This window comes from Myroides sp. C4067 (assembly GCF_038039665.1).
GTDB lineage: Bacteria > Bacteroidota > Bacteroidia > Flavobacteriales > Flavobacteriaceae > Flavobacterium > Flavobacterium odoratimimum.
Window position 1 is genome coordinate 196259 of sequence record NZ_JBBPHJ010000001.1, and the last position, 14029, is coordinate 210287.

At 36.1% G+C, this 14029-nt stretch carries 11 protein-coding genes and 2 tRNA genes; 4 read left to right on the forward strand and 9 right to left on the reverse strand.

Annotation, left to right across the window (positions count from 1 at the left end; translation table 11 throughout):
• The first annotated feature begins 93 nt into the window (after positions 1–93).
• From AABL87_RS00905 to AABL87_RS00915, 3 genes are all read left to right on the forward strand, one after another.
• Complete coding sequence (locus tag AABL87_RS00905; protein WP_039328593.1) at positions 94–750, forward strand: CatB-related O-acetyltransferase; 657 nt, start codon at positions 94–96, stop codon at positions 748–750.
• Between the two features lie 76 nt (positions 751–826).
• Positions 827–899, forward strand: a tRNA-Met gene (locus AABL87_RS00910).
• 96 nt (positions 900–995) lie between these two features.
• Positions 996–1550: an HD domain-containing protein gene (locus AABL87_RS00915; protein WP_039328595.1), complete on the forward strand. Its 555-nt coding sequence runs from the start codon at positions 996–998 to the stop codon at positions 1548–1550.
• 29 nt (positions 1551–1579) lie between these two features.
• Here the strand turns inward: AABL87_RS00915 and AABL87_RS00920 are convergent, their stop codons facing one another.
• Positions 1580–2023 (reverse strand): hypothetical protein, encoded by a 444-nt coding sequence (locus tag AABL87_RS00920; RefSeq protein WP_039328597.1) that lies wholly within the window; start codon positions 2021–2023, stop codon positions 1580–1582.
• Positions 2024–2355: 332 nt separating this feature from the next.
• Here AABL87_RS00920 and AABL87_RS00925 point away from each other — a divergent pair.
• A tRNA-Met gene (locus AABL87_RS00925) sits at positions 2356–2428 on the forward strand.
• A 113-nt stretch (positions 2429–2541) separates the two neighbouring features.
• Here the strand turns inward: AABL87_RS00925 and AABL87_RS00930 are convergent.
• From AABL87_RS00930 to topA, 8 genes are all read right to left on the reverse strand, one after another.
• Positions 2542–4458: an ABC-F family ATP-binding cassette domain-containing protein gene (locus AABL87_RS00930; RefSeq protein ID WP_039328599.1), complete on the reverse strand. Its 1917-nt coding sequence runs from the start codon at positions 4456–4458 to the stop codon at positions 2542–2544.
• 12 nt (positions 4459–4470) lie between these two features.
• Positions 4471–5532: an NAD(P)/FAD-dependent oxidoreductase gene (locus AABL87_RS00935; RefSeq protein WP_039328601.1), complete on the reverse strand. Its 1062-nt coding sequence runs from the start codon at positions 5530–5532 to the stop codon at positions 4471–4473.
• A 58-nt stretch (positions 5533–5590) separates the two neighbouring features.
• Positions 5591–6478, reverse strand: coding sequence for a type IX secretion system ring protein PorN/GldN (porN, locus tag AABL87_RS00940; protein WP_006259648.1), 888 nt, complete (start codon positions 6476–6478; stop codon positions 5591–5593).
• Between the two features lie 37 nt (positions 6479–6515).
• On the reverse strand, positions 6516–8078 hold the full coding sequence (gene porM / locus AABL87_RS00945; RefSeq protein WP_006262171.1) for a type IX secretion system motor protein PorM/GldM: 1563 nt from the start codon (positions 8076–8078) through the stop codon (positions 6516–6518).
• A gap of 28 nt (positions 8079–8106) precedes the next feature.
• Positions 8107–8769, reverse strand: coding sequence for a type IX secretion system motor protein PorL/GldL (gene porL, locus AABL87_RS00950; protein ID WP_006259650.1), 663 nt, complete (start codon positions 8767–8769; stop codon positions 8107–8109).
• 34 nt (positions 8770–8803) lie between these two features.
• A complete protein-coding gene (gene porK / locus AABL87_RS00955) occupies positions 8804–10204 on the reverse strand; it encodes a type IX secretion system lipoprotein PorK/GldK (protein WP_006262172.1) in 1401 nt (466 codons plus the stop codon).
• A 121-nt stretch (positions 10205–10325) separates the two neighbouring features.
• Positions 10326–11468 (reverse strand): formimidoylglutamase, encoded by a 1143-nt coding sequence (locus tag AABL87_RS00960; RefSeq protein ID WP_341276781.1) that lies wholly within the window; start codon positions 11466–11468, stop codon positions 10326–10328.
• A 6-nt stretch (positions 11469–11474) separates the two neighbouring features.
• Positions 11475–14006 (reverse strand): type I DNA topoisomerase, encoded by a 2532-nt coding sequence (topA, locus tag AABL87_RS00965; protein WP_341276782.1) that lies wholly within the window; start codon positions 14004–14006, stop codon positions 11475–11477.
• Between the last annotated feature and the right edge of the window lie 23 nt (positions 14007–14029).

Consider the following 14029-nt stretch of genomic DNA (forward strand, 5'->3'; position numbering starts at 1 on the left):
TTTATAACAACACTTTATATATATTTAGCTTTTGAAATATAGATAAACAATTAGCCTATCTAAGGTTATATACTTAAAAATAGAAGAGAACAAATGATAGATGAGAACAAAAAACATTGGTCTAAAGTAGAATACCTACACGAAACAGTCAAGAATCCTAATATACATATCAAGGGAACAACAAGTTATTACAGCAATGCCTGGACGGACAGCTTTGAAGATAGTGTAGTACGTTACCTATATGGTGATGAATACAGTCTACAAGCCTGGGAACCACTATGGCATATAGATCAGTTATACATAGGATCTCATGTCTGTATAGCGGCGGAAGTCGTTATCTTAATGGGAGGGAATAATACGCATCGCACAGATTGGTTTAGTCTATACCCTTATCTAGATGTGATACAAGAAGCGTATCAGGCAAAAGGAGACACTACGATAGGTGATGGCGCATGGTTAGGTATGCGATCTATGATCATGCCAGGCATCACTATAGGTGAAGGAGCTATTATCGCTTCAGGTGCTGTCGTTATAAAGGATGTCGAACCGTATACTATCGTAGCTGGTAACCCTGCAAAGCCAATAAAACAGCGTTTCTCAGAAGAAATAATAAAAAAGTTATTGGATTTAAAAATTTATGATTGGTCAGAAGAAAAACTAAATCATCTCCTTAAACACCTATGTAACAATGACATTGAGGCTTTAGAATCAGCTCATTCTGAGTATACACAAGGCTTACAATCAAAATAAAAGTAAAAAAGAGCGAATTATTTTAGGAGCTCATTTGTGAGTTCCAAATATTCGTTCTATATTTGCACCACAATAACGCGGGATAGAGCAGTAGGCAGCTCGTCGGGCTCATAACCCGAAGGTCACAGGTTCGAGTCCTGTTCCCGCTACTAAGTAAAAGCCATTTCTAACGAAGTGGCTTTTTTTATATCCCTACTTTAGTTTAATTCAGATTTATATCAAGAACAAATAATACATTGTCAAAAATGAATAACCTAATCAAAACTTTATTAGAATTAGAAAAACTAAAATATGTTGAACGAAGTACATCTGTAAAAAATCGAAAAGAAAGTACTGCAGAACACTCTTGGAGTTGTTTAATGATTGCCGATGTATTAATAGAATATATAGATAAACCACTTAATAGACTAAAAGTCTTCGAATACTTACTATACCACGATATAGCAGAAGTCTATGCTGGAGATGCTAAGTTTAATAATCCTCAAGAATTACTTTTAAAAGAACAGAAAGAAAGGGATGCATTAAAAACTATTGAGTCTTTCTATCCTAATAAATCTAGATTAATCAACATATTAGACCAATATGAATCACGTTTAGATTTAGAATCGCAATTTGCTAAAGCAGTCGACTGCCTAGACTCTTGTATTAGAAATATCAACGATACCAATAAAACTAGTGCAGATGGTTTTACAGAAGAACTGATTCGCCATAAATATCTACCTTATGTATCTAAATTTACGATTACATTAAATCTATTTGAAACTTTTATGTCTATACTTAAGGAGCAAAATAAATTATAGTGTTTTATCTAATAGTTCTTATCTAAATATCAGTTTACTATAATACTCTGTTGGTACTTATACATATTTATGGCAACACTTAGCAATCCAAGCAAACCAATACCTAGTACAAGTAAACCAACTGCTATCTCTTCTAAAACACTAGAAACAGCAAAATAGTATCCTACTCCACCACCAATAAAAGAAAGCACAGCCATTAGCGTTATAATATATAAGGCTATTACACCTTTCTTCTTGTCCTGCCATATACGTTTAGAAAAATTATTCTGCGTCTTGGTCGAATCCTGCAATGCCGAAAAGCTGACCCCAATTCCTATAAACATCAATGCATTATTCATACACGATAAATAAGTATCCATATTACCGAAAGCTATTCTATCATAGATCGGTTTAAAGCTATAGAATAAAGCTATTAATAGAAAAGGGTACTGTAGGTAACTAATAATTTGAAATGTTTTCTCAATATTCTTCATATAATAGGGAAGTATTAATTCATAATAAGTCTCAGAAACAGAATAAGTACTATTATTACCCTGACTAACACAGTCAAAAATACTAAAATATTCACAAAATAAATGAATCACCTCTTTTTTAATTAACACTTACACACCTATCAAACAACTTTCTTAAAAAGAATATAACCTTCTAGTAATATTACTTCTATAAAATATATTATCAATAATAATTAAGTAAAAAAGACTCCTAGCAGTGAAAAACATTTAACATTAAAGCCAATAAACACTGTTTTACTCAATTGTCTGATTTTGTCAACCCGAATATTGGTTGTACATTTGTACCACAATAGCGCGGGATAGAGCAGTAGGCAGCTCGTCGGGCTCATAACCCGAAGGTCACAGGTTCGAGTCCTGTTCCCGCTACTAAGTAAAAGCCACTTCAATCACTTGAAGTGGTTTTTTCTTGAAATAATATAACTTTATTACGCCTATTTTATAAAAAAAGGGATTACTTAATGTAATCCCTTTTTTATTATCTATTGTAATTGTTCGTGGATTTCTTCCCACTCAATCATCAAATCATCAATCTTATTCTTTTTCTTCTCATAGTCACTAAAGAAATTAGAGTCAGCCATTAGTTTTTCATAGTCCACAGCTAGACGTTCATCATCCTTAGCTACCTTTTTTTCAAGTTCAGCTATTTCATTCTCAATCTTGCTCAATCTATTTTGAAGTGTCTTTTGCTTCTTTTGTTCTTCATAAGATAAAGCAGGTGCTTTTTTCTCCTCCACCACTACTGCTTTAGCTACTGGAGCAACAGTTACTTTCTCGATTTCACGCATATTCTGTGCATTGCGCTCTTCTAAGAAGTAATTGATATCACCTAAGTACTCTTTTATCTTTTGATCTTTAAACTCATAAACTAACTGCGTTAACCCTTGTAAAAAGTCACGGTCGTGAGATACTAACAGTAAAGTTCCCTTAAAGTTCTCTAGAGCTTTCTTCAATACATTCTTAGACTTAATATCTAAGTGGTTCGTCGGCTCATCCATCAGCAATACGTTGATAGGAAGAAGTAACATTTTACACAACGCAAGTCTGTTACGCTCTCCTCCAGAAAGTACTTTTACTTTCTTCTCGACATCATCTCCTCTAAACAAGAAAGACCCTAGCATATCACGTACTTTCACACGGTTACCATCAGTAGCTGCATCTAACATTGTGTCTAATACCGTTTTCTCACCATCTAAGTAGTCTGCCTGGTTCTGAGCGAAGTATCCTAACTGAACATTGTGTCCTAGTTTAATAGTACCCTCGTATTCAAACTCCTCCATTATAGCTTTAATCAACGTAGATTTACCTTGACCATTCTGTCCTACAAATGCTACTTTAACCCCGCGCTCTACTAATAAGTCGATATCTTTAAAGATCACTTTATCACCATAACGCTTCGTTACTTTATCAATTTCTAAAACTACTTTACCTGGATCTATACTCACAGGGAAAGAGATATTCATTACCGCATTATCATCCTCGTCTACTTCGATACGCTCTACTTTATCCAATTTCTTTATAAGAGATTGTGCCATAGAAGCCTTCGTCGCTTTATATCTAAACTTCTCGATAAGTTTCTCTGTCTCCTCTATCTTCTTCGCCTGATTCTTTTGAGAAGCTAACTGCATCTCACGAAGCTCTTCACGCAATACTAAATACTGTGAATAAGGCTTATTAAAGTCATATATCTTCCCTAGTGATATTTCTATCGTACGATTCGTTACGTTGTCTAAGAACATCTTATCGTGCGAAATAATCACTACTGCACCAGCATACGACTTTAAGAATTGTTCTAACCAAATGATACTCTCGATATCCAAGTGGTTCGTTGGCTCATCCAGAAGTAACAAATCGTTATCTTGTAATAACAATTTCGCTAGCTCGATACGCATACGCCATCCTCCAGAGAAAGTATCTGTCTGATTATTAAAATCCTCACGTTTAAAACCAAGTCCTAATAAGATACGTTCTGTGTTACCAACATAATTATATCCTCCGATAATCTCAAAGCGGTGCGTCAAATCACTTAACTTTTCGATTAACTCACTATAACTTTCAGACTCATAGTCTGTACGTTCATTTAATTCAATATTAACCTTTTCAAGATCTGCTTCTACCTTCTTGATTTCTACGAAAGCTTGATAAGCTTCGTCTAGTACAGTCCTACCAGGTATAAAATCAATATCCTGTCTTAAGAATCCGATACGGAGGTCTTTTTCAACAGCCATACTTCCAGTATCAGGCTCTAAATCTCCTGATAATAATTTCAACATAGTGGACTTACCAGCTCCATTCTTCCCAACTAACCCCACACGGTCACCTGCACCGATGCGGAATGTCACATTCTCAAATAAATACTCACCAGAAAAAGAAACTGATAGATTGTGTATATTTAACATACTTAGATTGTACTAAAATTTAAACTTCTTATATCTATGAATAGAGATATTCTCCTCTAGCTCCATAGCCTTTTCTATATTATTATATAATTTCTCTGCTAAGAAAGGGCCTAATAACACCCCTCTAGTTCCCAATCCATTCAACACATGGATTCTCGCAGACTCTCTACTTCTTCCTAACAATGGACGACGATCTTTTACAGTAGGACGCACACCAGCATTATGAGCTACTACTTCAAAGTCTAAGTCAACAACATCTCTCAATCCTTCTAATAACTCTCTTAACCCTTCTTCTGTAGTCGTATCTGTTTTATCTTCCCAATCATAAGTAGCACCTACTTTATATAGATCATTACCTACTGGGATTAAAAATACATTTGCCTTCAATATAATATCTATATTAAGATTTGGAATCTTCACCAAAAGCACCTCACCTTTAGTACCATCTAAAGGCAAATCTTTAAAGAATGGATTCTGTAACATCCCAAAACCTTCTGCAAAAACAATATGCTTAGCCACTATATCCTTATAGCTAACTTCATCCTCTGTATAACTTAAACAATCGTAATCAAAATCCTCTTGTCTATAACTATTGATTTCGTTCAAATAAGCTCTATAAGCCTTAATCAAGGTTTTAGTTTCGACATAACCTGTATAATTCACTTCACCAAAACCAAAAGGAGACTTCACTCCATTAATTTCATTACGAACTAACTTAGGCGATAAATACTTTTCTAAATTAGGTTTATCAGCTGCATGAAACCAATTATTCTGCTCCTCAACAGATAACAATCTTCTGTACAAAGGCATTTCAAAGATAAACTTCTCTCCTAACTTCTTTTCTAATGCTGCATAAAAAGGCAAAGCAATATCTAATTGTTCTCCTACTTTCCACACATCCGTGAAACGCTTTAATACAACAGGGTTATACATACCACCGGCCATTAGTGAAGATGAGCGCTTCTCATTGTCTATCACCACAAAGGTCTTTCCTTCACTAGCTAGTTTTTCTGTAAAACAGATTCCTGCCAAACCCGTACCTACTACAATATAATCTACCATACTTAAAGCCATTAAAAAAGCTCTTATCTATTCTAATAGATAAGAGCTTAATAAATTAGAAACTACAAAATTAGTAATTCCACATATCATCTTCAAGGTTTCGAATCAATTCTTTAATTCTTTCTGCCTCAAATAAACGTTTTAAATCATTACTCTTGATGTAATCATCAATTTTACGATTACCGTATTGGTTATCTGCTTTATAAATAGTAGCACTGAATCTTCTCGAGTTTAACAAATGGTCAAAATTGATTGGATTAAGTGGGTTCTTAGCATTGAATGCATAGTTTTGGAACAATGTATTACGAGCATCAGCAAAGAATATCCAGAATAACTCTACATAGTTCTCGTTAGCTGATCCTTTAGTATACAAGTCTGCTACTACTGGAGCAATACCTAATAATCTATATTTTAACTGTCCTTCATTTCTATCGAAATACCACATACCCATGATGTGATACTCTTTAACATCAGAAGGTCTTAACTCTACTTTCTGAATATATTCCTCAGGAATAGCTTCTCCAGCATTGTAATATTCGATACCAGCATCTGTAGTATCAACTCTCACGAAAGAGTCTTGAATATCTTTTAATGTACGTTGATTTTTAAAATCACTATTATCATACACTTCAGTAATCTCTCCAGATTTAATACCATCGATTAAAACTTGGAACAGAGGTTTTCTTCCTTCAGATGAATACTCATCAATAGGATATAGATACATCTCATTCGCTTTCTCAGCTAATGAAATATTCTCCCATACTTTAATACCGAATAAGATATCTTTCTCACGAACGTGTCCGTAAGGTATTGGTCCTTCTGCTTTGATTAGAATCTCCGAGATTGGCATAATACCAATATCAGCAGCAGATTTTGCATTCAATAGATTCGTCTGAGCGAATGATGCTATTGAAAACAGCGTAAACACTATATATAGTGAAAAATTCTTCAAGTTCATATTCTTCAAAATTTTCTTCTTATAAATTTAAGTGAAATTACATAATCTCAAACGTACATGGTGATGTTTTTTTCAATGCATAGTCTCCTGCACCTTCTAAACGCACTTTAATATCCGAAATTACTACCACGTCACCTAACTGAGCTCTACGAATAGCCGCTTTTGCTCTTTCATTCATTCTATTTCCAGGAACAACGATACTAGGTTGTCCAGGTATTTGCAATACAAAACTAGTAACTGTAAGATTTAAATCAAAGTCAAAGTCTTCTAATTTAGCACCGATAGTCACAATCTCTAAGTTAGACTTAGGTCCCTTAGCATTGAACTCCCCACGTACTGTTCCTCTTGGAGAAGGAATATCTTTAATACGGAAAACTTTTCTATCAGATACTTTTTGTCCATCAGGTAAAGTCCCTGTTACATTGATAACTACTTCTCTTCCTGATTGTGGTCTTAATGTATATTTACCACCTCCTTGACTTGTAAGTCCTGGAGCAGAAGCTTGTACTTTATCATTAGCGATACCAGCAAACGAAATAGTCATAGGGTTAGAAACACCACGATATACTACGTTCATCTTATCAGCAGATATATTAGCTGAGTTTGGTTTAGGTACTACTACATAACTACCTTTAATATCAATCTCTACTGGCTGGCCATCCTCTACGAAAGTAAACTTACCTCCGATTTGGTGCTCACCTACGTTACCAACAGTAAACCCTAAGTTAACTTGTCCATCAACTAATGATTTAGATAAATCAATGTTTTGACCATTAACAACTACTTTAGTAGGAACAGTTGATTTGTCATAACGACCTAAGACAACTTTACCTTTATAAGTTTCACCAGCAAAAAGAGTAGATTTATCAGCTACTACGATTGCTTGATAGTTCTTCATAGATGCAGCTTTACTAAGTGTATTACCCATTAAGCTGTTATAAATCTCTGCCTCAACTATTTTTGCATCGTTTTGCATTGTTGATAACTTAGTCAAAGAAGCAATAGCTGGGAAACCATAGAAGTTATAATTTAAATAAGCTCTATCTTTTCCTTGGCTATCTTTAACATCGTTTAGATTAAATTTACTATTTATATCTAATACGATAGGTTGGAACTTAGCATCTTTTTCTAAGATATCAAGAAGTGCTTTTTTGTACTTATTAATACCATCGATAAAAGCCTGTCCTTCTGCTGAATAATTATCACCTGTGAACCAAGCATCATTGATAATATCAGATTTATTCATACGCTCAGCAGGTAACTTACCATTCTCTGTGCGTTCTCCTTCAAATTCGCTAGTAATTAGAGTTTTATATTTACCCACGAAGTCATAGAACTCTTGCGTAATTTTCTCTACTTGCTTTGCTTTTTTTGCAGGGTCAGCGAATTGAGCTGGGTTTTCCTCAGCTTTCTTCTCTAAAGCCCCTAGCAAACCTTCATTATTTGCTTTTGCACCTTCATTAGCTGCCTCGAACTTCTCGTTCACTACACCAAAAGCTGATAAAACCTCTGTAGATACCTGAAGTGCCATCATCGCGATAAACACCAGATACATCAGGTTAATCATCTTTTGTCTTGGGGTCAGTTTTTGTTTAGCCATTACCTTATAATATTTTAAAAATTATAAACTAATTAGCATTTCTTCCACCACCCATAGCAGAAAGCATTCCACCATAAACGTTGTTTAATGACGCTAAATTGTTTGTTAATGCTTGCATTTGCTCTTTTAACTGAGCATTGTTTTCAGCTACTGCCTTATTGATTTCAGCATTCGCTGTTGCGCTTTCTAATTGTACTTTATAAGCTTTATTTAGAGACTCTAACTGTTGAGCAGCTAATGTCATTTCTTGCGCATATTTTTGTGTTGAAGCAACAGAATTCACAGAAGGCCCCATCTCTCTAGAAGCAGCCTCGAAGTTACGAATACTATTTCCTAAGCTATTCATTAACTCTCCATCAATTTTAGCATCCTTCAACATCTGATCTAATTTTTTAGAAAGCATCCCTTCTGTATCTTGAGGCTCTACAACAGCTTGTTTAGCCACTTTTACTTCTCTAGCTTTCCCATCTTTTAATTCTGGATATACCTTTGCCCAATCTAATTCCTCATCAACTGGCTCGAATGCAGAGATTGCAAAAATAAACGCCTCTACTAATAGACCTGCAGTTAACATATTGTTACCATTAAAAGGTCCAAATTCCATGTGCGTAATTTTAAATAATGCACCGATGATTACTACTGAAGCTCCCATTCCATAACAGAAGTTCATCACTTTTTTAGATATTGCCATAGCCTTTTTCTTCTTTTATTTTTTTGTTTGATTATTAACGAGCCATTTTTGCTTGGTTAACACGTGATAAAGAACCTGACACAGATTGTACTGTTCTAAATCCAATGTAACTTCTTGCTGAATCTGCGTACTCAGAATCACGAGTAGCAACTTGTAAGAAATATGCTGGGTCTCTCCAAGAACCACCTCTTACTACTTTTAGTGGGCTTTCGCTAGGTCTATTTCTAGGCTTTAAAGCTGACATGTGATCGTAACTAGAAGCATCATAAGTAGAGCTAGTCCACTCTGCTACGTTACCTGCCATATTGTATAAGTTATATCCATTAGGAGGGTAAGAACGAACATTAGCTGTATAAAGAGCTCCATCTGCTGCATAATCAAAACGAGTTGGTTTAAAGTTTGCCATAAAGCATCCTTTCTCATCCGTTGCATAAGGTCCACCCCAAGGATACATAGCTCCTTCTAGACCACCTCTAGCAGCGTACTCCCACTCACTTTCCATTGGCAAACGGAATTCATTGATCTCAAGAGTCATCTTATTATCTTTCAGATAAATGTTTTTATACATTGATCTCCATGCAGCGAATGCTTTAGCTTGGTGCCAGTTTACCCCTACTACAGGATAATCACCAAAAGCTTCGTGCCAGAAGTAATCGTTGTGCATTGGTTCGTTGTAAGAATATTGGAATTCTTTAATCCAACGTGTTGTGTCAGGATAGATTAATAGTGTCTCCGTTTTTAAGTGTCTATTTCTCTTTCCTCTATTTTCTGTTGATCTATCTCTAGTAGCTGCATCTACATCTACATAAGAATATTTAAACTTCAACTTAGAGTTATCGAAAGTAGTCATACCATTATACGTCTCACTAGCTGGGATATATAATGAATCCATTACTTCCACATAGTTAGCGTCTGGATACTTTCTAGTATCTTTCACTAAAGGAACTTTTTTATTTAAACGACGTCCAGAGTAGATATCATCACTCACCTGAAGGCTGTAATAGTTCTCATACATATATCGTTGGTATGGGGTCATTCTTTCTAAATCCTCTTCGGCATCTAAGAATGCATACGCACCGATACCACCTGATTCTTTAGCCACACCCATTTCATCAGCTGCAATAGCTAATTTAGTTCGAACAACTGAATCCTTTACCCATTCTACGAATTTACGGTATTGGTTATTCGAAATTTCAGTTTCATCCATATAAAATGAACCGATAGTAACTGTTTTTGTTGGTGCATCTTGGGCTCCTAAGAAATCCTCATTGGCTTGACCCATGGTAAAAGTACCTCCTGGAATAAGTGACATCCCTTGTGGTTTCTCACTGCTCCATCTTTTTCCAGCCTCACCATGCATCAATTCACCTCGATCTCCAGTTCCACAACTGGTCATCAAAGCTAAAACTGCTCCTAACGTAATGATCTTCTTCATATAATTTTAGGTTTTTATGTACTACTATAAAATACTTACAAGTAATTTTTTTTCTTTTTATTTCACAAAACAAAGCTAAAAATTAATTTAACTTAATTATTTATTTTTGTTAAATTAATTTTTATACTACACTTTTTTTTATTGTTCGCCACCATCTTTCAGGTATAACTTGGCTTATAGCCAGCTCATAATCCTCATAACTACAAGGCAACAACACTTTTCTTTCGGCATCCATCGTTTCTATAGAAGCCTCTATCCACCAGCGTTCAGAGATATCACTCTTATAGAATATCAAGTCGTCATATCCTTCTATCGGCACGATATACTTCATATAACTAGCCTTACTGACAAAAGGGTATTCATTCGATCTATAATTAACACCTTCCACAAAATACCAAAGGATTTGTGCTATTAATAACGTTTCATTTTTATTATTATTATAATTAAATATTCCAAAAGATGAAACTCTATCACTTAACCCACTATATCTAGCTAAGGCACATATCTCTCTTCCATCAAATCCATTCGGATTAAAGAACTCAAAATTACCAGAATCAGCAGACTTAACAGAAGTCATATCGATACTTACGATATCTGCATCTCTAAGTACTGGCTCAGCTAATTTTATATTACCAGATATTTCTCCTACTCTATACGCTTCAAAATATAAACTAGCGATTAAGTCTATTTCTTCTTGCGCATTGAAGTAAGTCTGATACCCGATATTAGAAAAATTAAACAGATTCGTAGGTTCTTCTAGTATAATACGCGTCAGATAACTATTCGCCACATCACCTTCTGTCTTAGAAAGATCTAACTTAGCATCTATAGACACCAGATTCACTGACTGCTCTAGCGCATCATATGCTCTGTACATCGCATAAGTCATATCCTGAGACCCTCCTACGAATACAGGGATTACCCCTTGTCTCACTAGATCAGCTACTAGAGTCTTTACTAAATAGTATGTATCCTCTAGTCTCTCACCAGCCATTATATCACCTAAGTCTATAATATTCACTCCCCAGTTACCAGGATATAACGAATACCAAGCCTTTCTTATTTTAGTGATATCTACTATACTCACTCCTTCACCATTACCTCGATTATCTCCTATTCCGATAATAGCGATATTATATCGACCTTCATTCTCAAAAGAACCACCAGAGAAGAACGTTACTTTCTTCCCTATACACTGACTCTGTAAACCATCTATATAAGTGATTAATTCGTTATTTATCGGTCTTAGCAGTTCGTAGATCATTCTTTATTATTTTTTAGTCGTCTTCTTAGTTGCTGTTTTCTTAGCAGTAGTAGTTGCTTTTTTAGCTGTCGTTTTCTTAGCAGCTGTCTTTTTAGCAGGGGTTTTTGCTTCGATCATTGCCTTTACCTCATCTAGAGATAACGCTGCTGCATCCACATCCTTACCTAGCTCTATCTTCGTTTTTCCTTTTAAGATTACAGAACGACCCCATCTTGCTTTCTCTACTCGGATACCTTCTTCTGCCCAATCGTGAATTACCTTATCCTTCTCTTTCTGAATCTTATCTTCGATTAACTCGTTGATATCCGCTTGAGATAGATTGTCGAAGTTATACTTCTTATTCACGTTGATAAAAATACCATTCCACTTTAAGTATGGTCCGAAGCGTCCCACACCTTTCTGTACAGGTAGTCCTTGGTATGTAGCGATAGGAGCATCTGCTTGCTCTTTCTCTTTGATTAATTCTAATGCTCTATCTAGCGTCACATCAGCAGGCTCTTCTCCTTTAGGCAGAGAGATAAATGACTTACCTACTCTCACATAAGGACCAAATCTACCATTGTTTACCTCTACTTCTTCTCCTTTATATTCTCCTAATACCTTTGGCAATAGGAATAATGCTAATGCTTCTTCTAATGTAATCGTACCGATATTCTGCTCAGCAGTAAGGCTAGCATATTGCTTCTCTTCATCCTCAGGATTACCGATCTGCGCCACAGGGCCAAACTTAGCTAAACGCACTAATACTGTACGTCCACTCTTAGGGTCAATACCTAATATACGCTCTCCAGACTCGCGCTCTGCGTTCTCTTCTACATCTTTCACTGTTGGGTGGAAGTGATCGTAGAACTCTCTCATCATCTTAGCCCAATCTTCATTACCAGCTGCGATCTCATCGAAGTCCTCTTCTACCTTAGCAGTGAAGTTATAATCTAAGATCGTCTTAAAGTTTTTCACTAAGAAGTCATTCACGATCATACCAATATCTGTAGGTACTAGCTTCCCTTTATCAGATCCCGTCTTCTCTGTCAGTACCTTCTCTTTCACCTCAGCACCTCTAAGCATCATCATCTTATAGTTGCGCTCTTTACCTTCAGTCTCCCCTTTTTCTACATACGTTCTAGCGATAATAGTAGAGATAGTAGGTGCATAAGTAGACGGACGTCCGATACCTAGCTCCTCTAATTTCTTCACTAATGACGCTTCTGTATATCTAGCAGCAGGCTTAGTAAAGCGTTGAGTAGCTACTAACGCATTTTGTTCTAATCCTTCTCCTATTCTCAATGCTGGTAAGATTCCTTCTACTTCTTCATCCTCATCATCATGCCCTTCTAAGTACACTTTTAAGAATCCTTCAAAAAGCAATACTTCACCCGTAGCCACAAATAGCTCTTTAAACTTATTTGCCTCTATACGCACATTCGTTCTCTCTAACTGAGCATCGCTCATCTGAGATGCCAAAGTACGCTTCCAAATCAGATCATATAGACGAGCCTGATCTCTATCTACAGGGGCACTGTGCAGAGCCATATTCGTCGGACGGATAGCCTCATGCGCCTCTTGAGCTCCTTTGCTCTTAGTCGTATAAGTACGTGGTTTAGAATATTCTGCTCCGTAAGACTTCGTGATTTCAGCTGCTGCTGCACTCATTGCCTCTTTAGATAAGTTCACACTATCCGTTCTCATATACGTGATCAGTCCACTCTCGTATAAACGCTGTGCTAACATCATCGTCTGACCTACTGAGTAGTGAAGCTTTCTAGCCGCTTCCTGTTGTAGTGTAGAAGTGGTGAATGGAGCTGCAGGTGATTTCTTAGCAGGTTTAGTCTCTAAATCTGCTACTCTATACGCTGCTCCAATATTAACTGCTAAAAAGTCTCTTGCTTCTTTCTCAGTCGCAAAGTTCTTAGGCAGTTTAGCTTTTAATGTTTTTCCTTCAGCAGTCTTAAACTCTGCTGATATATGATAAGATGACTCTACCTTAAAGTCATTAATCTCTCTTTCTCTCTCTACGATAAGACGTACAGCCACAGACTGTACACGTCCAGCAGATAATCCTCCTTTTACTTTTTTCCACAGTACAGGAGACAGTTCATACCCCACTAATCTATCTAGTACACGACGAGCCTGTTGTGCATTCACTAAATTATAGTCTATCTGACGTGGGTTATCTATCGCTTTTAAAATAGCATTTTTTGTAATCTCGTGGAATACAATACGCTTTGTGTTATTACTCTTTAAATTTAGTTCTTCCGCTAAGTGCCATGCAATAGCCTCTCCCTCGCGGTCCTCATCGGATGCTAACCAAACCATTTCAGCTTTCTTCGCAAGATCCTTTAACTTCTTAACTACCGCCTTCTTATCACTCGATACCTCATATTTAGGCTTAAAGTTATTCTCTACATCTACTCCTATTTCTTTAGAAGGCAGATCCGCTATATGTCCATAGCTAGACTCTACCTGATAATCCTGTCCTAAAAATTTTTCAATGGTTTTTGCCTTTGCAGGTGACTCAACAATCACTAAATTCTTTGCCATACTTCATTATTTTGTGAAGCAAA